This window comes from Streptomyces sp. NPDC004126, assembly GCF_050275515.1.
Taxonomy (GTDB): domain Bacteria; phylum Actinomycetota; class Actinomycetes; order Streptomycetales; family Streptomycetaceae; genus Streptomyces.
Genome location: NZ_JBNNPF010000001.1, coordinates 153,747 through 173,995, shown reverse-complemented (window position 1 = coordinate 173,995; position 20,249 = coordinate 153,747). Strand labels below are relative to the sequence as shown.

At 75.4% G+C, this 20,249-nt stretch carries 18 protein-coding genes; 13 read left to right on the top strand and 5 right to left on the bottom strand.

The genetic code is table 11. The features are described 5' to 3' along the window. Nucleotides 1–202: 202 nt before the first annotated feature. The gene (locus ACQKM2_RS00775) at nucleotides 203–2,416 is read right to left on the bottom strand and encodes a SpoIIE family protein phosphatase (protein ID WP_427704891.1); all 2,214 of its coding nucleotides are present in this window, start codon (nucleotides 2,414–2,416) and stop codon (nucleotides 203–205) included. A 4-nt stretch (nucleotides 2,417–2,420) separates the two neighbouring features. Continuing rightward, nucleotides 2,421–3,812 (bottom strand): MFS transporter, encoded by a 1,392-nt coding sequence (locus ACQKM2_RS00770; protein WP_427705700.1) that lies wholly within the window; start codon nucleotides 3,810–3,812, stop codon nucleotides 2,421–2,423. 245 nt (nucleotides 3,813–4,057) lie between these two features. Between ACQKM2_RS00770 and ACQKM2_RS00765 the strand changes: the two genes are divergently transcribed. Together ACQKM2_RS00765 and ACQKM2_RS00760 are read left to right on the top strand one after the other, a co-directional pair. Next, on the top strand, nucleotides 4,058–4,960 hold the full coding sequence (locus ACQKM2_RS00765; RefSeq protein WP_427704888.1) for a LysR family transcriptional regulator: 903 nt from the start codon (nucleotides 4,058–4,060) through the stop codon (nucleotides 4,958–4,960). Nucleotides 4,961–5,059: 99 nt separating this feature from the next. After that, nucleotides 5,060–5,776 (top strand): class I SAM-dependent methyltransferase, encoded by a 717-nt coding sequence (locus tag ACQKM2_RS00760; protein ID WP_427704886.1) that lies wholly within the window; start codon nucleotides 5,060–5,062, stop codon nucleotides 5,774–5,776. 17 nt (nucleotides 5,777–5,793) lie between these two features. Here ACQKM2_RS00760 and ACQKM2_RS00755 read toward each other — a convergent pair whose 3' ends face one another. Then, nucleotides 5,794–6,705 (bottom strand): alpha/beta hydrolase fold domain-containing protein, encoded by a 912-nt coding sequence (locus ACQKM2_RS00755; protein WP_427704884.1) that lies wholly within the window; start codon nucleotides 6,703–6,705, stop codon nucleotides 5,794–5,796. A 227-nt stretch (nucleotides 6,706–6,932) separates the two neighbouring features. Here ACQKM2_RS00755 and tdh point away from each other — a divergent pair, with 227 nt between their 5' ends. The 5 genes from tdh to ACQKM2_RS00730 all read left to right on the top strand — a co-directional run bounded on the left by tdh (nucleotide 6,933) and on the right by ACQKM2_RS00730 (nucleotide 12,128). Continuing rightward, nucleotides 6,933–7,961, top strand: a complete 1,029-nt coding sequence (gene tdh, locus ACQKM2_RS00750) for an L-threonine 3-dehydrogenase (protein ID WP_427704881.1) — start codon at nucleotides 6,933–6,935, stop codon at nucleotides 7,959–7,961. Nucleotides 7,962–8,291: 330 nt separating this feature from the next. Continuing rightward, nucleotides 8,292–9,500, top strand: coding sequence for a glycine C-acetyltransferase (locus tag ACQKM2_RS00745; protein ID WP_427704878.1), 1,209 nt, complete (start codon nucleotides 8,292–8,294; stop codon nucleotides 9,498–9,500). A 12-nt stretch (nucleotides 9,501–9,512) separates the two neighbouring features. Further along, nucleotides 9,513–10,427, top strand: coding sequence for a LysR substrate-binding domain-containing protein (locus ACQKM2_RS00740; RefSeq protein WP_427704875.1), 915 nt, complete (start codon nucleotides 9,513–9,515; stop codon nucleotides 10,425–10,427). A gap of 70 nt (nucleotides 10,428–10,497) precedes the next feature. Further along, nucleotides 10,498–11,058, top strand: coding sequence for a chloramphenicol phosphotransferase CPT (gene cpt / locus ACQKM2_RS00735; RefSeq protein WP_427705698.1), 561 nt, complete (start codon nucleotides 10,498–10,500; stop codon nucleotides 11,056–11,058). Between the two features lie 47 nt (nucleotides 11,059–11,105). Continuing rightward, complete coding sequence (locus tag ACQKM2_RS00730) at nucleotides 11,106–12,128, top strand: beta-propeller fold lactonase family protein (RefSeq protein WP_427704873.1); 1,023 nt, start codon at nucleotides 11,106–11,108, stop codon at nucleotides 12,126–12,128. Here the strand turns inward: ACQKM2_RS00730 and ACQKM2_RS00725 are convergent. After that, nucleotides 12,125–12,997, bottom strand: coding sequence for a LysR family transcriptional regulator (locus tag ACQKM2_RS00725; protein WP_427704870.1), 873 nt, complete (start codon nucleotides 12,995–12,997; stop codon nucleotides 12,125–12,127). The genes ACQKM2_RS00730 and ACQKM2_RS00725 overlap by 4 nt on opposite strands. A gap of 71 nt (nucleotides 12,998–13,068) precedes the next feature. On the opposite strand from ACQKM2_RS00725, the gene ACQKM2_RS00720 reads away from it, so the two are divergent. Beyond that, the gene (locus tag ACQKM2_RS00720) at nucleotides 13,069–13,455 is read left to right on the top strand and encodes a nuclear transport factor 2 family protein (RefSeq protein WP_427704868.1); all 387 of its coding nucleotides are present in this window, start codon (nucleotides 13,069–13,071) and stop codon (nucleotides 13,453–13,455) included. A 24-nt stretch (nucleotides 13,456–13,479) separates the two neighbouring features. Here the strand turns inward: ACQKM2_RS00720 and ACQKM2_RS00715 are convergent, their stop codons facing one another. Then, the gene (locus ACQKM2_RS00715; protein WP_427704865.1) at nucleotides 13,480–14,268 is read right to left on the bottom strand and encodes a DeoR/GlpR family DNA-binding transcription regulator; all 789 of its coding nucleotides are present in this window, start codon (nucleotides 14,266–14,268) and stop codon (nucleotides 13,480–13,482) included. A gap of 177 nt (nucleotides 14,269–14,445) precedes the next feature. Here ACQKM2_RS00715 and ACQKM2_RS00710 point away from each other — a divergent pair, with 177 nt between their 5' ends. The 5 genes from ACQKM2_RS00710 to ACQKM2_RS00690 all read left to right on the top strand — a co-directional run bounded on the left by ACQKM2_RS00710 (nucleotide 14,446) and on the right by ACQKM2_RS00690 (nucleotide 20,156). Beyond that, nucleotides 14,446–15,348 (top strand): SIS domain-containing protein, encoded by a 903-nt coding sequence (locus tag ACQKM2_RS00710; protein WP_427704863.1) that lies wholly within the window; start codon nucleotides 14,446–14,448, stop codon nucleotides 15,346–15,348. Further along, nucleotides 15,345–16,187, top strand: coding sequence for a class II fructose-bisphosphate aldolase (locus ACQKM2_RS00705; protein ID WP_427704861.1), 843 nt, complete (start codon nucleotides 15,345–15,347; stop codon nucleotides 16,185–16,187). The genes ACQKM2_RS00710 and ACQKM2_RS00705 overlap by 4 nt, the downstream gene beginning before the upstream one ends. 239 nt (nucleotides 16,188–16,426) lie before the next feature. Further along, nucleotides 16,427–17,599: an LLM class flavin-dependent oxidoreductase gene (locus ACQKM2_RS00700; RefSeq protein ID WP_427704859.1), complete on the top strand. Its 1,173-nt coding sequence runs from the start codon at nucleotides 16,427–16,429 to the stop codon at nucleotides 17,597–17,599. Further along, nucleotides 17,596–18,666 (top strand): zinc-binding dehydrogenase, encoded by a 1,071-nt coding sequence (locus ACQKM2_RS00695; protein WP_427704857.1) that lies wholly within the window; start codon nucleotides 17,596–17,598, stop codon nucleotides 18,664–18,666. The genes ACQKM2_RS00700 and ACQKM2_RS00695 overlap by 4 nt, the downstream gene beginning before the upstream one ends. Before the next feature lie 410 nt (nucleotides 18,667–19,076). Beyond that, nucleotides 19,077–20,156 carry a hypothetical protein gene (locus ACQKM2_RS00690; protein WP_427704855.1) on the top strand — a complete coding sequence of 360 codons (1,080 nt, stop codon included), beginning with the start codon at nucleotides 19,077–19,079 and terminating at the stop codon, nucleotides 20,154–20,156. Nucleotides 20,157–20,249: the final 93 nt, after the last annotated feature.

The following is a 20,249-nucleotide window of genomic DNA, read 5'->3' as shown; positions in this document are numbered from 1 at the left end:
TCGTTCGTGTGGCTCCCGGGCCGCTATGCAAGCTCCACGAGATCCGCAGGTCAATAGCTGTTCACCTGCGGAATCCATCGTGGACCACCCGGTCGACACGCCGGCTGCGGCGTTAAGACCGCGTAAATATTGACCGGGCGGGACGTGCGGGAACCGCAGCGAGATCCAATGAATTTCCCTCCGCTTTGCCCGGGCCGGGGCGTTACGCGGCCGGGCCCGCGGTGCGGGAGGCCAGCAGCAGGGCGATGTCGTCCGGGCGGTCCGGCGTGCGGGCGGCCTCGGCGACCAGCCGGTCGGCCGTCTCCGTCAGCGGGGACGGCCGGGCCGCGGCCAGCGCCGCCCGCAGCCGCTCCACCCCGTCGTCGATGTCCGCCCCCGGCTTCTCCACCAGCCCGTCCGTGTACAGGGCCAGCACCTCGCCGGGCGCGAGCGCCAGTTCCGTCACCGGGTACCGCGCCCCCGGGTCGACCCCGAGCACCACCCCGCCCGCCAGGTCCAGCACCTCCGCCCGGCCGTCGGCGCGCCGCAGCAGCGGCTGCGGGTGCCCGGCGCGGGCGGCCAGGGCCCGGCCGGACCCCGGGTCCAGCAGGACGTAGCAGCAGCTGGCGAACTGGCCCGGGTCCAGGTCGATCAGCAGCTGGTTCGTGCCCCGCACCACCTGGTCCGGGGCGTTCCCGCTGAGCGCGAAGGCCCGTACGGCACTGCGCAGTTGGCCCATGGTCGCGGCGGCCGCCACCCCGTGGCCCTGGACGTCCCCGATGACCAGCGCCAGCCGGCCGGCGTCCGTCTCGATGACGTCGTACCAGTCGCCGCCGACGTCCATGCCGTCCGTCCCGGGCAGGTACCGGCCCACCGTGGCCACCTTCCCCCGTACCGGCAGCCGGTGCGGCAGCAGGGCCGACTGGAGCCCCCGGGCCAGCGCCGCCTCGCTGTCGTAGCGCCGGGCCCGCTCCAGGGCCTGCGCGATCAGGCCGGCCAGCGCCGTGAGGACCGTACGCTCCTCGGGGCTGAAGCCGCGCCGCCGGTCGAAGCCGAGGATGCAGGAGCCGACCGGGCGGCCCGAGGCGATCAGCGGCAGGAAGGCGCGGGCCCCGACCTCGGCGTCCAGCGGGATCCCCGGATAGGCCGCGGCCAGGTGCTCCATGGACTCGAAGAACAGCGGCCGGCCCGAGACCAGGGTCTCCACCCCCGGCAGCCGCTCGTCGAGCGAGACCCCGTCGAAGCGGCCCAGGAACCCGGTGGGGAAACCGGTCTCCCACGCGAGGTACAGGTGCCGCTCGTCGAGCATGTAGATGGCCAGCTGCCGGCCGCCGAACGCGGGCAGCAGCTCCTCGGTGACCACGGCCGACACCTGGCGCGCGGTGACCGCCTCGGTCAGCGCGATGGCCAGCGCCACCGGCCGGTACAGCGCGGAGGCCCGGTCCGCGGGCGAACCGAGGCCGGCGCCCGGCCGCACCGCGGACCCCGGCGCGTAGGCGGGTGACTCGGCGGCCTCCAGGGTCACCGTCACCCCCGAGGGGCCCGGATACAGGCCCACCGTCAGCCACTCGGCGCCCGCCCCGGAACCGGCGTCCGCCCCGGAACCGGCGTCCGCCCCGGAACCGGCGTCGGCCCCGGAACCGGCGTCGGCGGGTGCCCGGCGGACCGTGAAGCGCACGGGCTCCCCGGAGATGAACACACCGCGGAAGTGGTCCTCGTACGCGGAGTGGCCCAGCCACGGCAGCACCTCCCACAGCACCCGCCCGCACAGCAGGGGCGCGGGCCGCCCGATCAGCTCCTCGGCGGCGGTGTTGGCGAAGGCGACGGCACCCTGCCGGTCCACCGACAGCACCGCCGCCCCGAGCCGGTCCACGGCCTCCCGGGCCTCCTCCGCACCGGCCGCCGGCCAGGGCGCGCACAGCGGATCCCCGTCCCACAGCACCGCCTCCCCGGCGGCCCGCAGCGCGTCCAGCTCCCCGGCCAGAGCGGCGGCCGCCTCCCGCAGCCGCTCCCGCTCCCCGGCCCCGAGCACCGCCCCCGGCGTCGCCGGCCGCAGCACCAGCAGCACCCCGAACCGCTCCGGCCCGGCGCCGACCGGCTCGTAGAAGGACCCGAAGGGGAAGGGCAGCCCGGCCATCAGCTGGGGGAAGCGCCGCATCGCCGACTCCGCGTCCGGCAGGTGCACCGACTGCCCGGTGCGGTACGCCTCGGCGACCGGGTAGGGCCGGTTCACCTGCATCCGCCACCACGGCCGGAACAGCCGCCCGGGCAGGCCCGTGACCACCGCCATCCGCAGCAGCCCGTCCGTGCCCGAGCGCAGGTAGACCCCGCCCGCGTACCCGCCGACGGCCTCCACGGCGCCCATCGCCGCCCGCACGAGCGCCAGGTCCCGGGCGGCGGCGGGGGCCGGGCCGACGCTGTCCGCTCTCGCCGTCACACAGTCAGGATGCGCCCCCGGCCCCGGCGGCCGCACCCGTTCGCCCCGGGCCGCTGCCGCGGTACCCCCGGACCACCACCGCCGCGGCCACCAGCAGCACGCACGCCACCGTGCGCAGCGCCACCCCCATGGCCCCGGCGAACGCGGCGGCCTGCGCGGGATCCGCCGGGTTCCCGTGGAAGCGGGTGGCCAGCACCGTGCCGACCACCGCCACGCCCAGCGCCGCGCCGATCTCCCGGGCGGCCGTGTTCAGCCCCGAGCCCAGCCCCGCCTGGTGCGGCGGCAGCTGCGAGACCACCGTCAGGGTCAGCGAGGGCGCGCACAGCCCGGTCCCGACCGACAGCACCAGCAGGTAGCAGCCGTACACGGCGTACGGGGTGCTCCCGTCGGCGGTGGACACCAGCAGCAGCCCGGCCGCGATCAGGAACAGCCCCGCCCCGACCGGCAGCCGCGGCCCGGTCCGCTGGGCGAGCCGCGCGCCCAGCCTGGGCACCACCGCCATGCCGACGGTCAGCGGGACGATCGCCAGTCCCGCCAGGGCCGGCGAGAAGCCCTTGGCGTACTGGAGGTACTGGGCGTTCACGAAGAACAGGGAGAACAGCCCGAAGAAGGCGGCGCCGATGCCCAGCGTCCCCGCCCGCAGCCGGCGCGAGGCGAACACCCGCGGGTCCAGCAGCGGGCGGGCGGCACGCAGCGCGTACGCGGCGAAGGCGGCCAGCAGTACCGCCCCGGCCCCGAAGGATCCCAGGACGCGGAGCGAGGACCAGCCGTACGAGGGCCCCTCGATGATCCCGTGGACCACCGCGAACAGCGCCCCGGCCAGGACCAGGGCCCCGAGCGGATCGACGGCCGTGTCGGCGCGCGACGGCGTGCGCGGCACCGCGAGGGCCACGGCGAGCGCGAGCAGCGCGGCCAGCGGGACGACCCCCCAGAACAGGGCCCGCCAGGTGAGGAACTCCCCGGCCAGGCCGCCGAACACGTTGCCCGCCAGGCCCCCGAGGCCGGCGGACAGCGTCCAGGTGGCCAGCGCCTGCGCGCGCCGCTCGGGCGGGGTCAGGCGGACCAGCACGGACATGGTGGCGGGCATGACCAGCGCCGCCCCGGCCCCGGACAGCCCGCGTCCGGCGATCAGCACCGCCGTGCCGGGGGCGAGGGCGCTGAGCGCCGCGCCCGCGGCGAACAGGCCGAGCCCGGCCAGCAGGGCGCCCTTGCGCCCGTACCGGTCGCCGAGGGCCCCGGCCGGGATCAGCAGCGCGGCGAAGACGATCACGTACGCGTCGACCGTCCACAGCAGCCCGCCCGGCGTCGGGCGCAGGGCGGAGGCCGCGAGCTGGGGGATCAGCAGGTTGACGGCGGCGACCATGCCCTGCGCGAGGAGCACACAGGCGCACAGCACCAGCAGGGCGGGGCGGGACAGGCCGGGGGCGGCCGGACCGGGGCCGGCCGGACCGGGCGCGGCCGACCCGGCCGGCGGGGCCTCGGACGGTGTGGGGGCATGGCGGAGCACGGCTCCTCCTCGGAGTCGGTGAAGGGTGGGGGAGGTGGGCGGGGGAGGGCCGGTGCGGCCCGATCGCCATCGCCTCGGAAACCACCGTAGGGTTGGCGTGACCTGCTTTCCAGTGCAAGTTCTGCAAGGGACGAATGCATGTGACGCAATCCGGGCTGGACCTCAACCTGCTCGTCGCCCTGGACGTCCTCCTGGAGGAGTCGAGCGTCTCCAGGGCCGCCGCCCGGCTGCACCTGTCCGAACCCGCCATGAGCCGCACCCTGGGCCGGATCCGCAAGGCCCTCGGCGACCCGGTGCTCGTCCGGGCCGGACGGGCCATGGTGCCCACCCCCCGCGCGCTGGCCCTCAGGGGAGAGGTCCGGGCCGTGGTCGAGCGCGCCCGCGCCCTGTTCCTGGAGGGCGGCCAGGTCGACCTGGCGACCCTGACCCGCACCTTCACGGTCCTGGCCCACGACTCCTTCGCGGCCGCGTTCGGGGCGGCCCTCTTCCGGCGTGCGGCCCGCGAGGCGCCCGGGGTGCGGCTGCGGTTCCTGGCCGAGAGCCACGTCGACCTGCCGATGCTCCGCGAAGGGGTCGCCGACCTGGAGTTCGGCGTCATCGACACCCGTTCGCCCGAAGTGCGCACCGAGCACCTCTTCGACGACCGGGTGCTGGGCGTCGTACGCGCGGGGCACCCGCTGCTGCGCGGCCGCATCACCGCCCAGAGGTTCGCCGCCGGGGAGCACCTGACCGTCTCGCGGCGCGGCCGGCTGGAAGGGCCGGTGGACGCGGCCCTGGCCGAACGGGGCCTGTCCCGCCGGGTCGTGGGCAGCATGGCCGCGTTCTCCGCCTCGCTCTTCGTGCTGAGGCAGACCGACCTGATCGGCCTGGCCGCGTCCTGGACCCTCCCGCAGGCCGAAGCACTCGGCCTCGTCACCTTCGAGGTCCCGCTGGAACTCCCGCCGCTGCCCGTCGAACTTGCCTGGCACCCCCGCCACGACGCCGACCCGGCGCACGTCTGGCTGCGCGCCTGCGCCCGCGAGCTGCTGCCCGCCTGACACCCCCGGCCGCGGCGATGCGCCGAACGCCTCCCCCGAAGGGGGGAACAGGCCCCCGCGCACGCCGTCGGCCGCACCCCCGCCGGGGAGGCATCCGGCATGCGACACCAGGACGACGACACGCACCCGGCACCCCGCGCGGCGTTCACGGCGGCCGACGCCTTCACCCTGCGCACCGCCCTCGACGCCCTCGGCGGGGTCCGCGACCTCGACACCCTCGACGTGGCCTGCGGGCACGGGGGAACAGCCGCCCTGCTGGCGAGCGGCGGCGCCCGGCGCACCGTCGGCGTCGACAACTGCCCGGACCGGGTCCGCCGGGCCCGGGCGTCGGCGCCCCCCTCCGCCACCGTCGAGTACGTGGTCGCGGACGCCGCCGACATGCCGCAGCTCGGCCCCTTCGACCTGGCCACCGCCGTCTACCTGTTCAGCCACGCCCCCGACCGGGCGGCCCTGCACGCCATGTTCCGCGGCATCCGCGCCAACCTGCGCCCCGGCGGGCGGCTGCTGTCGCTCGTCCGCAACCCGGGGGCGTACCCGCGCGTGGACTGGTCCCCGTACGGGATGCGCATCCTCGACCGGCTGCCGGACGGCGACGCCCCGCTGCTGAAGGCACAGTTCCTGACCGAGCCCCCGCAGCACTTCGAGTACCGCGAATGGGCGCACGCCGACTTCGCCGAAGCCGCCGTCGACGCCGGCTTCAGCACCGTCGGCTGGCAGCCCTCCCGCACCCCGCCCGCCGACGCCGCGCGCGACGAGGCGTACTGGACGGCGTACCGGGCCTGGCCGGTCAGCTCGCTGATGACGTGCACCGCCTAGGCCGGAAACGGCCCGGTTCAGTCCTGCCCGGCGGTCTCCCCGATCAGCTCGACGATCCTGTCCCGGGCCGCACGCCCCTCCGGGACCGGCAGCAGCGGGTACCCGTGCGGCATGCCCGGCTCCTCGTGCCACTCCACCCGCGCCCCGGCCGCGGCGGCCCGCCGCCGCAGCTCGTGGCTGTCGGTGGCCAGCACGTCCCGGGTCCCGGTGAACACCGTCAGCGGCGCCAGCCCCTCGAAGGAGCCGTGCAGCGGGCTCACCCGGGGGTCGTCCGCCGCGAGGGTCCCCGCGTACAGCCGGCCCGCCTCGGCCAGTCCCGCCCGGGCCAGCACCGGGTCGGCCGCCTCCAGCGCGGCCTGGCCCGGGTGGCTCATGCTCAGGTCGAGCCAGGGGGAGATCAGCACGATCCGCGACGGCTGCGCCCCGGTCCGCTCCCGCAGCCGCTGCGCGGCGGCCAGCGCCAGCCCGGCTCCCGCGGAGTCCCCGATCAGCACCGTCCCGCCGGCGCCGCCGCTCTCGATCAGACCGCTCAGCAGATCGGCGGCCACCGGGACGTTCCGGTCGGCGGTGCCGCGCGGGGCGAGCACGTACGCCGGGACGACGACCCGGGCGCGGGCCCGGGTCACCAGCGTCCGGATCAGCGACCAGTGCGGCCGGACCAGCTCGTCGATGTACGCCCCGCCGTGCACGTACAGCACCCGCGCCACGGGCTCCTGCCCGCGCGGCGAGGCGTCGTACACCGGCCAGGCCCCGACGAAGGTCCGCGACAGTTCCGCGACCCGGCCCAGCGAGCGCGGCGGCAGATGCGAAGCGGGCCTGCGGGCCGCCTGGGCCACGGTCGCCCGGACCGCTTCGGCCGTCGCGAACCGTCTTCGCCGCCCCGTCGCCACCAGTGCGGCCGAAAGCGCCCTGCTGCGCAGACTCGGCACGCCCCTCACCTCCCCTTTTCCCCGGTGACGGACCATAGCGCGGCTTCCGCCCCCGGGCCCCGTCCCCGTCCAGGGAGGAGCATAGGCGTGAAGCTGCGCTGTCGACCCGCTTAAGAAAGTCTCGATGGACTGATCACCGCGACGATCGGCAGATTGGTGCCCGTCACCAACGCCACCCGCGTACCGGCGGGAGCGGCAACACCCTTCGCACGCCTGGAGCCACCGCCATGAAGGCACTCGTCAAGCACAAGGCCGAGCCCGGGCTGTGGCTCATGGACGTCCCCGAGCCCGAGTACGGCCCCGGCGACGTGCTGATCAAGGTGCTGCGGACCGGTATCTGCGGCACCGACCTGCACATCCGCGCCTGGGACGGCTGGGCGCAGGGCGCCGTCAAGACCCCGCTCGTGCTCGGCCACGAGTTCGTCGGCGAGGTCGCGGCGGTCGGCGCGGACGTCCGCGACATCGAGACCGGCGCCCTGGTCAGCGGCGAGGGCCACCTGGTGTGCGGCAAGTGCCGCAACTGCCTGGCCGGCCGCCGCCACCTGTGCCGCTCCACGATCGGCCTCGGGGTCGGCCGCGACGGCGCCTTCGCCGAGTACGTGGTCCTGCCCGCGCAGAACGTGTGGGTGCACCGGACCGCCGTGGACCTGGACGTCGCGGCCATCTTCGACCCCTTCGGCAACGCCGTGCACACCGCGCTGTCCTTCCCGCTGGTCGGCGAGGACGTGCTGATCACGGGCGCGGGCCCGATCGGCATCATGGCGGCGGCCGTCGCCAAGCACGCCGGCGCGCGGAACGTGGTCATCACCGACGTCAGCCCCGAACGGCTGGAGATCGCCCGCAAGGCGGGCGCCACGCTCGCGGTGAACGTCGCCGAGTCCTCCATCTCCGAGGCGCAGACGCGGCTGGGGCTGCGGGAGGGCTTCGACGTCGGCCTGGAGATGTCGGGCCGCGCGGAGGCGATGCGCGACATGATCGACAACATGACGCACGGCGGCCGGATCGCGATGCTCGGCCTGCCGGCCCAGGAGTTCGCGGTGGACTGGGCGAAGGTCGTCACCTCGATGATCACCATCAAGGGGATCTACGGGCGCGAGATGTTCGAGACCTGGTACGCGATGACGGTGCTGCTGGAGGGCGGGCTCGACCTGTCCCCGGTCATCACCGGCCGCTACTCGCACCGCGACTTCCAGGCCGCCTTCGACGAGGCCGCGACCGCCCGCAGCGGCAAGATCATCCTCGACTGGACCGCGTAGGCCTCCGGCGGTTCCCCCCACCCGGCCCGTGCCGGCCCCCGGCCCCCGGGGCCCGGCCGGGCCTGTGCCGTGGCCTCCGGCCCGGGACGGCCTCCCCGGCGCCGGCCCCCGGGCCGGGCCCGGGATCCCGTCCGGAGCCCGCTCCGCCGTCCCGGGCCGGAGCCGCAGGCAGGCCGGCCACCGCAGCCACAAGACCATCTCCCTACGGGCCGGGCCCCGCACACCCTCCCCCTCCGCGGGGCCCGGCCCCACCTCCGCCCCGCCGGGCGGCACCCGGCCCCTCCTCCCCGTCCGCCGGACGGCGATCCGCACAAGGAGAAACCGAAGCCCATGTTCGAGTCCGTACGCGAAGACCTCCGCACCACCCTCGACGAGATCCGCGCCGCGGGCCTGCACAAGCCCGAGCGCGTCATCGGCACCCCGCAGAACGCCGCCGTCGCCGTCACCGCGGGCGGCGCCCCCGGCGAGGTGCTGAACTTCTGCGCCAACAACTACCTCGGGCTGGCCGACCACCCCGAGGTGGTCGCCGCCGCCAAGGACGCCCTCGACCGCTGGGGCTACGGCATGGCCTCCGTCCGCTTCATCTGCGGCACCCAGGAGGTGCACAAGGAGCTGGAGGCCCGCCTGTCGGCCTTCCTCGGCCAGGAGGACACGATCCTCTACTCCTCCTGCTTCGACGCCAACGGCGGCGTCTTCGAGACCCTCCTCGGTGCCGAGGACGCGGTGATCTCCGACGCCCTCAACCACGCCTCGATCATCGACGGCATCCGCCTCTCCAAGGCCCGCCGCTTCCGCTACGCCAACCGCGACATGGCCGAGCTGGAGGCCCGCCTCAAGGAGGCCTCCGAGGGCGGCGCCCGCCGCAAGCTCATCGTCACCGACGGCGTCTTCTCCATGGACGGCTACGTCGCCCCGCTGAACGAGATCTGCGACCTCGCCGACCGCTACGACGCCATGGTCATGGTCGACGACTCGCACGCCGTCGGCTTCGTCGGCCCCGGCGGCCGCGGCACCCCCGAGCTGCACGGCGTCATGGACCGGATCGACATCATCACCGGCACCCTCGGCAAGGCCCTCGGCGGCGCCTCCGGCGGCTACGTCGCCGCCCGCGCCGAGATCGTCGAGCTGCTGCGCCAGCGCTCGCGCCCGTACCTCTTCTCCAACTCCCTCGCCCCGGTCATCGCCGCCGCCTCCCTGAAGGTCCTCGACCTGCTGGAGTCCGCCGGCGACCTGCGCGAGCGCCTCGCGGACAACACCAAGCTGTTCCGCACGAAGATGACCGAGGCCGGCTTCGAGATCCTCCCCGGCGACCACGCCATCGCCCCCGTCATGATCGGCGACGCCGCCGAGGCGGGCCGGATGGCGGAGCTGCTGCTGGAGCGCGGCGTGTACGTGATCGGCTTCTCGTACCCGGTCGTCCCGCTCGGCGCGGCCCGTATCCGCGTCCAGCTCTCGGCGGCCCACTCGACGGCCGACGTGGAGCGCGCGGTGGCCGCCTTCGTGGACGCCCGCGCGGCGCTTTCCGCTGCTCAGGGCTGACATCATGGGGGTGTGATCGACCCCCGCCGGCTGCGCATCCTGCGGGCCGTGGCGGACCACCGTACGGTGACCGCCGCGGCCGCAGCGCTGTACCTCACCCCCTCCGCCGTCTCCCAGCAGCTCGCCGCGCTGGAACAGGAGACCGGCCACGCGCTGCTGACCCGCAGCGGCCGGGGCGTACGGCTCACCGCGGCCGGGGACATCCTGCTGGGCCACGCCCACGAGGTGCTGGCCCAGCTGGAGCGCGCCGAGGCGGAACTCGCCGCCTACGCGGGCGGCTCCGCCGGCGAGGTCACCGTGGCGGCCTTCGCCACCGGAATCGCCGAGGTGCTGGCCCCCGCCATCGCCCGCCTCGCCCTGGAACACCCCGGCATCCGGCTCCGGGTCCGGGACGCGGAAGGCGACCAGAGCCTGCCGCTGCTGCTCGACGGGGAGGCCGACCTGGCCCTCGCGGTCGAGTACCGGGGCGCTCCGGGCGCCGACGACGGCCGGCTGTCGGTGCTCCCGCTGTACGCGGAGCCCTTCGACGCGGTGCTGCCCGCCGGGCACCCCCTCGCCGACCTGCCCGCCGTGGCGCTGGCGGACCTCTCCGACGCGGACTGGGTCGGCCAGTACCCGGGCAACCCCTGCTACGACGTGACCCTGCTGGCGTGCGAACTGGCCGGCTTCCAGCCGCGCTTCGTGCACTCCTCCGACGACTTCCGGGCGGTGACCGCCCTGGTCGGCGCGGGCGCGGGGGTGGCGCTGGTGCCGCGTTCGGCGCTGCGCGGCATGGACCTCAAGGAGGTCCGGGTGCGCCCGGTCGCGGGAGCGTCCGCCACCCGCCGGGTCTTCGCCGCCACCCGCCGCGGCGCCGAGTCCCACCCGCTGATCGCCCCGGTCCTGGCGGCCCTGACCCGTGAGGCCCAGCGGGTCCCGGCGCACTGAGGACGCCCGGGCCGAAACCCGCTACCCGGCGGGCGGGCGGCCGCCCTACGGTGGCGCGGTGACCATTCGGATGATCGTTCTCAACGGCGCGTCCAGCTCGGGGAAGTCCGGGATCGTGCGCTGCCTCCAGGCCGAACTGCCCGAGCCGTGGCTGGCGTACGGATGCGACTCCTTCGTCGACTCCCTGCCCGCGAGGATGCGGGGTGGGGGCGGCGGGGACGGGGACGGGGGGATCGTGTTCGCCGAGGACGGCGGGGTGAGCGTCGGGGCGGAGTTCCGGGCGCTGGAGGCGGCCTGGATGGAGGGCATCGCGGCGATGGCCCGGGCCGGTGCCCGGATCGTCGTCGACGAGGTGTTCCTCGGCGGGGCCGAGTCCCAGAGGCGCTGGCTGCGGGCCCTGGACGGGCTGGACGTGCTGTGGGTCGCCGTCCGCTGCGAGCCCGGGGCCGCCGCGGGCCGGGAGATCGCCCGCGGCGACCGCACCCCGGGCACGGCCGCCGCCCAGGCGGCCGTGGTCCACGAGGGCGTCGTCTACGACCTGGAGGTCGACACCACGCACACCGAGTCCATGGCCTGCGCCCGTACCATCGCCGCCCGGCTGCGCCAGGGGGTGGCCCCGCGGCCCGCCTGAGCGTGCGCCTCACGCGGCCCGCCGGGCAGACGGCCTAGCGTGGCCGGATGACGAGGAATCAGGACATGGGGCGGCGGGCCGCGGTGGTGCTGTGCGTGGCGGCGGCGCTGTCGGGGCCGGGGGCACCGGCAGGAGCGTCCGCCGGACCAGCTGGCCCAGGGCGCGGGGCCCTGGTCTACGTGGCCGACCTCCACTCCGACACGGTGTCGGTCGTCGACGCGGGCTCCGGCACGGTCGTGGACCGTGTCCCGGTCGGGGACGGGCCGGACAGCGTGGCCGTCGCCCCGGACGGCGCCCGCGTCTACGTCACCGATTCCGCGGCGGACACCGTGTCGGTGATCGACGCCCGTACCAGGCGGGTCACCGCCACCGTCCCGGTCGGGGACGAACCGAGCAGGGTGACGGTCTCCCCCGACGGGTGGAACGTCTACGTCGCCAACGTCGGGTCGGGCGACGTGTCGGTGATCAGCACCCGCACCCTCGCCGTGACGGACACCATCGCGGTGGGCGACGCCCCGCTGGGCGTGGCGGTGTCACCCGACGGGTGCACCCTGTACGTCGCCAACGCCGCGTCCGGCACCGTCTCGGTGGTCCGCACCGCCACCGCGACGGTCACCGGCACCATCCCCGTCGGCAGCGGACCGACCGCGCTGGCGCTCACCCCCGACGGCCGTCACCTGTACGTCTCCAACATGGACTCGGACGACGTGTCGGTGGTCGACGTCCGGGCCGGCGCGGAATCGGACCGCATCCCGGTCGGGGACCGGCCCACGGGGATCGGGGTGCGCCCGGACGGCCGCGCGGTGTACGTGGCCGACATCGGGTCCGACACCGTGTCCGTGATCGGCACCCGAGCCCGTGCCGTCACCGACACCGTCGCCGTGGGACACAGCCCCAACGGCCTCGCCGCCGGCCCGGACGGCTCCCGGGTGTACGTGAGCGACTTCGACTCGGACACCCTGTCGGTGATCGACACCGCGACGGCCCGCGTGACGGACACGGTGCCCGTGGGCGACGGGCCGACCGGCGTGGCGGTGGCCGGAGGGAAGACCCCGGAAGACACGGCCTAGCCGCGCAGCGCGGTCAGGAGCCTGTTCCGCAGGAGCCGTACGGCGGGGGAGTGCTGGTCGGTGCGGGCGACGAGGCCGAGCCGGGCGTGTGTGGCGGCGTCGGTGAGCGGGACCGTCCGCAGGCCGGCGCCCTGCGCGGAGGAGGCGCTGAGGACGGCGACGCCCGCGCCGCGTTCGGCGAGGCGGAGCAGGGCGGCGGGGGAGCTGGCGTCGAGGTCGACGCGGGGGTCGAGGCCGAGCCGGCGGCAGGAGTCCTCGTAGGCGGCGCGGATGCCGGTGCCCCGGGACAGGCAGAGGACCTTCTCGTCGCGGAGGTCGGCGAGCCGCAGTTCCGGGAGGTCGAGCCGGTGCCCGGCCGGTACGACGGCGGCGAGGGGCTCGTCGATGACGACGTCCGCCTCCAGGCCCGCGGCGGCCTCGCCCGCGTAGCCGATCAGCGCCAGGTCGAGGGAGCCGGCCAGGACCTGGGCCTGGAGGGCGTCGGAGTGGTCCTCGTGCAGGCTGAGTTCGATGCCGGGGTGGCTGCGGCCGAGGTCGGCGACGGTGTCGAGGAAGGGGGTGATCGAGCAGCCCGCGATCATGCCGAGCCGGACCCGGCCGCGGACGGCGTCGGCGAACTCGGCGGCGGTGTGCCGGATGGCGTCGAGGGTGGCGAGGGCGTCCTTCGCGAGGGGGAGGACGGCCTCGCCGGCCGGAGTGAGGCCGACCCGGCGTCCGCCGCGGTCGAGCAGCTGCTGCCCCAGCTCGCGTTCGAGCTTCGCCACCTGGGTGCTGATGCCCGACTGGCTGATGTGCAGGCGGTGGGCGGCACCGGTGAAGGTGCCCTCGTCCACGACGGCGGCGAAGTAGCGCAGCTGGTGCATCTCCATATCCGGTGATGATAGATCCCATCGCGACCATCTGTTGGACGGATGGCCGACCCCGGCCGGAGGATGGGGGCATGACGAAGACGGAGACGAAGACGCAGACGAAGACCGCGCGAGAGCTTGCCGAGGCGTACTTCACCGCATGGGAGGCGGGCGACTTCGAGACCGTGCGGGGCCTGCTGGCCGACGACGTCGACTTCCTCGGGACGCTGGGGAAGGCGTCGGGAGCGGAGGAGGCGCTGGCCGGACTGAGGCGGATGGGCCGGGTGCTGGAACGGATCGACGTGAAGGTCCGGGTGGCGGAGGGCGACGAGGTGATCACCTGGTTCGACCTGTGCAGCAGCATCGCGCCGCCGACGCCCACGGCGAACTGGATGCACGTGCGGGACGGGAGGATCGCCCGGATCCGGGTCACCTTCGACCCGCGCGAACAGCTGGCGGGGTTCGCGAAGCAGGGCTGACGGGGGAGCCGTGCCCCCGCCGCCTCAGACGCGTACGACCTCCACGCCCGCGTCCCGGAACGGCCGGGCGGCGGCCTCCGTCAGGGCGGTGTCCGTCACCAGGACGTCCACGGCGGAGGTCGCGCAGATGCGGGCGAAGGCACGGACACCGAGCTTCGTGGAGTCCGCCGCGACGACCAGGCGGCGGGCCCGCTCGCAGAGCAGGGCGTTGACGGCGGCCTCGTCCTCGTGGCGGGTCGCCGCGCCGTCGGCCGGATCGAAGGCGTCCACGCCGAGCACGGCGGTGTCCATGGACAGCATGCCCAGCGTCTGCTGTGCCAGCGGTCCGGTCAGTTCGTACGACTGGGGGCGGGCCACCCCGCCCGTCAGGACGATCTTGAACTGTGGCCGGATCACCAACTCGCCCGCGATGTTGAGGGCGTTGGTGACCACCGTGAGCACGGGCGGGCCGCCGGCCGGCCCGGCGAGGTCGGGGCGGGCCGCGAGGGCGCGGGCGACCTCCGTCGTGGTGGTGCCGCCCGTCAGGCCGACCACCTCGCCCGGCGCGATCAGCGCCGCGACCGCCTCGCTGATCCGGCGCTTCTCGGCGGCCCGGCGGGAGGTGCGGTAGCGCAGGGGGAGTTCGTACGAGACCCCGTGCGGCACCGCCCCGCCGCGCGTGCGTACCAGCAGCTGCTGCTCGGCGAGCTGGTCGAGGTCGCGGCGGATGGTCGCGGCGGAGACGCCGAGCGCCTCGGCGGCGGCCTCCACCTCCAGCCCGTCCCGCTCCACCAGCAGGTCCAGCAGTCTCCGCCAGCGTTCCTCGCGGGTCATGGCGCCCCTCCCTGTCGTCCCCCGGCATGCCGCCGGGCCCCGCCGTCGAGATTAACCCAGCGGATCACCCCGTGGATGCTTGAAGTTGCGCGAAACGGCCCGCTACCTTGCAGGAACACGCAGGGAAGTCCGGTCGGTTCGCAGCCGACGTACGCATCACACGCGCAAGGAGCCCGCATGAGTCACGTCGCGTACGAGTTGGCCACCCAGCCCGACAGCTGGGAGCGGGCCGCCGAACTGGCCCCGGCCCACCGGGCGGTGCTGCCGGGGGCCGGCGAGCGTACCGCGGTCATCGGCTGCGGGACCTCGTACTACATGGCACAGGCCGCCGCCGCCCTGCGCGAGGAGGCCGGGCACGGGGAGACCGACGCCTTCCCCGCCTCCGAGTTCCCCCGCCACCGCCGCTACGACAGGGTCGTCGCCCTCACCCGCTCCGGGACCACCACCGAGGTGCTGGACCTGCTCGCCGGACTGCGCGAGGCCGGGATCCCGACCACCGCCGTCATCGGGGACCCGGACACCCCGGTGGCCACCCTCGCGGACGACCTCGTCGTACTGGACTTCGCCGACGAGCGGTCCGTCGTCCAGACCCGCTTCGCCACCACCGCCCTCACCCTGCTGCGGGCCCACCTCGGCGACCACACCCCGGCCGTGGTCGCCGACGCCCGCACCGCCCTCGACCTGCCGCTGCCGAACGGGCTGGAGGCCCGCGGCCAGTTCACCTTCCTCGGGCGGGGCTGGAGCGTCGGCCTGGCCCACGAGGCCGCCCTCAAGATGCGCGAGGCCTCCCTCTCCTGGGCCGAGGCCTACCCCGCGATGGAGTACCGGCACGGCCCCGTCAGCGTCACCGGGCCCGGCTCCGTCACCTGGTCGCTGGGCGGCACCCCCGAGGGCATCGCCGAGCAGGTCCTGCGCACCGGCGCCGAGTGGGTGGACGGGGAACTCGACCCGCTCGCCGAACTGGTCCGCGTGCAGCGCCTCGCCGTCGCCGTCGCCGCGCACCGGGGACTGGACCCGGACGCGCCCCGCAACCTCACCCGCTCGGTGATCCTCACCGCGGGCGAGGGGGCCGTCCGATGAGCCTCGCCCCCGCCGGGACCCTCGTCGCCGAGGCGGCCGCGGCCGGCGGCGCCGTCGCCGCCTTCAACATCATCACCCTGGAACACGCCGAGGCCGTGGTCGAGGGTGCCGAACGGGCCGGCCTGCCCGTCATCCTGCAACTCAGCGAGAACGCCGTGAAGTTCCGCCGCGGAGCCCTGCTGCCCATCGCCCGGGCCGCCGCCGCCTGCGCGGAGGCCGCCCGGGTGCCCGTCGGGCTCCACCTCGACCACGTCAAGAGCCCCGACCTGCTGCGGCAGGCCGCGGACGCCGGCTTCGGGTCGGTGATGTACGACGCCGCGCACCTGCCCTACGCCGAGAACCTGGAGTCCACCCGCTCCGCCGCCGACTGGGCCCACGCCCACGGGCTGTGGATCGAGGCCGAGCTGGGTGAGGTCGGCGGCAAGAACGGGGCCGCGCCGCTCGACCCGCACGCGCCGGGCGCCCGTACCGACCCCGACGAGGCGCGGCGGTTCGTCGCCGACTCCGGGGTCGACGCCCTGGCCGTGGCCGTCGGCAGCAGCCACGCCATGACCACCCGGACCGCCTCCCTCGACCACGCCCTGCTGGCCCGCCTCGCCAAGACCCTGGACGTACCGCTCGTCCTGCACGGCTCCTCCGGCCTGCCCGACGGGGAACTCGCGGCGGCCGTGGCCGGCGGCATCCGCAAGGTCAACATCGGCACCGCCCTCAACCTGGCCATGACCGAGGCCATCCGCACCCACCTCACCCCGGCCGACCCCCGCCCCTACCTCACCGCCGCCCGTACGGCGATGGCGGCGACGGCCGAGGCGATGATCGGGGTCCTGGCCCGGCCCTGACACCGGAGCCGGACCGGGAGGCCCCACCGGGCGGGAGGGCCCGCCGGGCGGGAGGCCCCCACCGGGCGGGAAGCCCCGCCGGGCGGGAGGCCCCGCCGGGCGGGAAGCCCCGCCGGGCGGGAGGCCCCGCCGGGCGGGAAATCCCGCTGAGCGGGAGGACGGCGCCGCGGCCGTTGAAGACGCGGCGCGCACGGTGTTGGGTCGGACGGCCGTCCGCGCCGTCCGAAGGGGCACCGCACATGCCGCAGCCGTACCTGCCCTCCCGCTTCGGGGTGTTCCTCGCCCCCTACCACCGGCCCGACCGCGACCCCGCCCTCCAGCTGCGCCGCGACCTCGACCTCGTCGTCGAGCTCGACCGGCTCGGCTACGAGGAGGTGTGGGCGGGGGAGCACCACTCCGCCGGGTACGAGATCATCGCCTCGCCGGAACTCTTCCTGGCGGCCGCCGCCGAACGCACCTCCCGGATCATGCTCGGCACCGGCGTCAACTCCCTCCCGTACCACCAGCCCCTGATCCTCGCCGACCGCATCTGCCAGCTGGACCAGCAGTCGCGCGGCCGCGCCATGCTCGGGGCCGGCCCGGGACAGCTGCCCTCCGACGCCCACATGACGGGCGTCGACCCGCTGGAGTCCCGCGCCATGACGGCCGACGCCCTGGACGCCGTCACCCGGCTGCTGCGCGGCGAGACCGTCACCGCCGCCACCGACTGGTTCACCCTGCGCGAGGCCCGGCTCCAGCTCGGGCCCTACCGGGGCCGGGAACTGGAGGTGGCCGTCGCCTCCGCCGTCTCCCCGACCGGCGCCCTCCTCGCCGCGAGGCACGGCGCCGGGATGCTCTCCCTGGCCGCCGCCGACCCCGCCGGGTTCGCCACGCTCGACACCAACTGGGCCGCCCACGAACGGGCCTGCGCCGAGAGCGGCCGCACCGCCGACCGGGCGCGCTGGCGGCTGGTCACCCCCGTCCACCTGGCCGAGACGAGGGAAGAGGCCCTGGCACAGGCCGAGTTCGGCACCCCGGACCTGGTCGCCTACATCGAGGCACTCGGCGGCGCCCGGCTCGACGGCTGCGCCACCCCCGCCGACGCCGTGCGCCGCTGGACCGGGGAGGGGCTGCCCACCTTCGGCCGCGCCGTCATCGGCACCGCCGACGACGCCGTGGAACGCATCCGGCAACTCGCCGAGAAGACCGGCGGGTTCGGCACCTTCCTGATCCTCCAGCCCGACATCGCCGAGCCCGCCGCCACCCTGCGCAGCCTGGAACTCTTCGCCGAACGGGTCGTCCCCCGCCTCACCGGCACCACCGACGCGCGCACCGCGAGCCTCGACTGGGCCGCCCGCAACAGCGCACGCTTCACCGGGGCCCTGCGGCAGGCCACCATGGAGGCCATCGCCCGCAAGGGAGAGGTCCGTTGAGGGCCGCCGTCTGGACGGGCGGCCGCTTCGCCGTGGCCGAACACCCCGACCCGGTGCCCGGCCCCGGCCAGGCCCTGGTCGAGACCGTGGCCTGCGGCATCTGCGGCTCCGACCTCAGCGCCGTCGCGCACACCGCCGACTTCCTGCGCGCTTCCCGCGACAGCGGCACCACGAGCTTCCTCTTCGACCCGGCCCGCCCGCTCGTGATGGGCCACGAGTTCGCCGGCCGGGTCCTCGGCTACGGCCCCGGCGCGAGCGGGCCCGGACCCGGCACCGGAGTGGTCGGCCTGCCCTGGGCCGTCGACCCCGCCGGGACGGTGCGCACCGTCGGCTACAGCAACGCCTTCCCCGGCGGGTTCGGGGAGCGGATCGTCGTCCAGGCCGAGGCCCTGCTGCCCGTCCCGGAGTCGCTGGACCTGGCCTTGGCGGCCCTGACCGAGCCGCTGGCCGTCGGCTTCGGCAACGTCGCCCGCAGCACGGCCGGCCCCGGCACCCCCGCCGTGGTCGCCGGCTGCGGGCCCGTCGGCCTCGGCGCCGTCGCCGCCCTGCTGGAACGCGGAGCCGGCCCGGTCGTCGCCTCCGACCCCTCGGCCCTGCGCCGCGCCGCGGCGGCCCGGCTCGGAGCGCACGCGGTGGCCGACCCCGCCGGGGGCGAGGACCCCGTACGGCTCTGCGCCGAACTGGCCGGGCCGCGCCCGCTACCCATGGTGGTGGTCAACTGCGTGGGCGTGCCCGGCGTGCTGGACCGGCTGCTGCACACCGTGCCGCGCGGCACGGAGATCCTGCAGATCGGCGGGGTGATGACCGAGGACGTGATCCGGCCGGTGGTCGGCATCTACAAGGACGTCACCATCCGGATGTGCCTGACCTACCCGCCGCGGGAGTTCGGCGCCACCCTGGCCCGGCTGGCCGACGGCCGCCTCGATCCGGGCGCCCTGGTCACCGGCGAGGCCGGCTTCGGCGCCCTGGAGGCGGCCTTCGCCTCCCTGCGGCGGCCCGAGGAACACATCAAGGTCCTGATCCGGCCGGGCCTGGACGGGGTGGAGGTGCGGGGGAGCGGCCGCTGAACGCCGCCCCCGTTCCAGCCTCCCGAGCTCCCAGCCTTCCGAACTACTTGCGAGTACCGCATTTGCGAGGAGAAGACGCCGTTCCCGGCTTACATGCGGGCTTATCTGACTGCTACATTCCGCAGGTGCAATTCGCGTGCCGGACGGCCGCGCGGACCCACGACCTGGGTCCGCCCGGCCCGCCCGTACGTGGCGCCGCGCTCTCCCCGCAAGGCCAGTCCGTCCGCTGATCCAGCGAGCAGCCCGCTGCGGCACCGGTCCACGCCGCTCCGGCGCCGTGCCGACCACCATCCGACCAGAGCGGAACCCTTCCCGACGCCGAACGCCGAACCGGAGCCCCCTCCGGTGCCCCGGCGCGCCCGCGTGCGGTTCCGCCTGCCCGCATCCACCTCCGAAACAGGGAGAACTCGATGGACCGCTTCCTCCTGCGGCGCCCCTTCGCCGGAAGGGCCCTGATCCTGGGCGCCCTGCTGGCCCTCGCCGTACCGGGAACCGCCCACGCCAACACCGTCGGTGTGACGGTGAAGACCCCCGGTGCCACCTCCGGCCCCGGCACCGCCTTCTCCGAGATCTCGACCAACGCCCACTGCAGCAGCGGCCTCATCTCGGGCGGCGGCATCAACCAGGCCATCGGCACGGGCACCTCGTCCAACGGCAACAAGATCAACGGCACCTCGCCCAGCCCCGACGGCAGCACCGAGTACACCGGCTCCACCGGGGTCGTCGGCACCGACGTCGCGTACTGGCTCGGCATCGGCGGCAGCGGCGGCGCCGTCAACGCCTCCTTCTCCAGCACCCCGTACGCGATGTGCTTCACCAGCAACCTCATCAACCACACCCAGGTGGTGATGAACAAGGTCGCCGGACCCACCACCGCCTCGACGGTCGGCCTCGTCACCGCGACCTGCCCCTCGGGCACCCGGCTGCTCGGCGGCGGGGCGCGCATCACCCCCGCCTCCGTCGGCAGCCTCAAGCCGATCGCCAGCTTCCCCACCTTCAACGACTCCGCCCACGCCTACGGCCAGAAGGCCGCGGCCGACGGCGAGACCAACCCCGACTCCTGGAGCGCCGTGGGCTGGAACGGCGGCGGCGGCGACAGCGGCAACACCACGTACGCGTACGCCATCTGCAGCGGCAACAACATCGACATCAGCGGTACGACCGTGAAGGTCCGCTTCTCCGAGGTCAGCGGCCCCACCGCCGGCACCAGCGGGGCGACCGTGACCGTGGGCTGCGGCCAGAACGACGGCAAGCTGGTCAGCGGCGGAGCCGCGATCAGCGGAGGCAGCGTCACGACCACGAACTTCACCGGCCCCGGCTCCCCGGGCGACCACCTCAACGGCAGCTACCCCAGCGACTCCGGCGGCAGCCCGGTCTCGGACGGGACCACCACCGCCTCGTACTGGTCGGCCTTCACCCACACCGGCGCCCCCAGCTCCCCCAACACCTACTCCGACGTCTGGGCGCTCTGCGCCAACGACGGCGTCTGAGCCGCCCGTAGCACCGCAGCCGCGGCCGGCCGCACCCGCGGCAGCACCACGACCGTCCGGCCCCCGGCACACGCCGCGACGAGCTCCTGCGCG

Bases quoted from the DNA above. Each gene is read 5' to 3' on its own strand.
- ACQKM2_RS00720 (WP_427704868.1), top strand. From the start codon at position 13,069: ATGACGAAGACGGAGACGAAGACGCAGACGAAGACCGCGCGAGAGCTT.
- ACQKM2_RS00705 (WP_427704861.1), top strand. From the start codon at position 15,345: ATGAGCCTCGCCCCCGCCGGGACCCTCGTCGCCGAGGCGGCCGCGGCC.
- ACQKM2_RS00725 (WP_427704870.1), bottom strand. From the start codon at position 12,997: ATGGAGATGCACCAGCTGCGCTACTTCGCCGCCGTCGTGGACGAGGGC.
- ACQKM2_RS00715 (WP_427704865.1), bottom strand. From the start codon at position 14,268: ATGACCCGCGAGGAACGCTGGCGGAGACTGCTGGACCTGCTGGTGGAG.
- ACQKM2_RS00760 (WP_427704886.1), top strand. From the start codon at position 5,060: ATGCGACACCAGGACGACGACACGCACCCGGCACCCCGCGCGGCGTTC.
- ACQKM2_RS00700 (WP_427704859.1), top strand. From the start codon at position 16,427: ATGCCGCAGCCGTACCTGCCCTCCCGCTTCGGGGTGTTCCTCGCCCCC.
- ACQKM2_RS00710 (WP_427704863.1), top strand. From the start codon at position 14,446: ATGAGTCACGTCGCGTACGAGTTGGCCACCCAGCCCGACAGCTGGGAG.
- ACQKM2_RS00730 (WP_427704873.1), top strand. From the start codon at position 11,106: ATGACGAGGAATCAGGACATGGGGCGGCGGGCCGCGGTGGTGCTGTGC.
- tdh (WP_427704881.1), top strand. From the start codon at position 6,933: ATGAAGGCACTCGTCAAGCACAAGGCCGAGCCCGGGCTGTGGCTCATG.
- ACQKM2_RS00690 (WP_427704855.1), top strand. From the start codon at position 19,077: ATGGACCGCTTCCTCCTGCGGCGCCCCTTCGCCGGAAGGGCCCTGATC.
- ACQKM2_RS00765 (WP_427704888.1), top strand. From the start codon at position 4,058: ATGCATGTGACGCAATCCGGGCTGGACCTCAACCTGCTCGTCGCCCTG.
- cpt (WP_427705698.1), top strand. From the start codon at position 10,498: ATGATCGTTCTCAACGGCGCGTCCAGCTCGGGGAAGTCCGGGATCGTG.
- ACQKM2_RS00745 (WP_427704878.1), top strand. From the start codon at position 8,292: ATGTTCGAGTCCGTACGCGAAGACCTCCGCACCACCCTCGACGAGATC.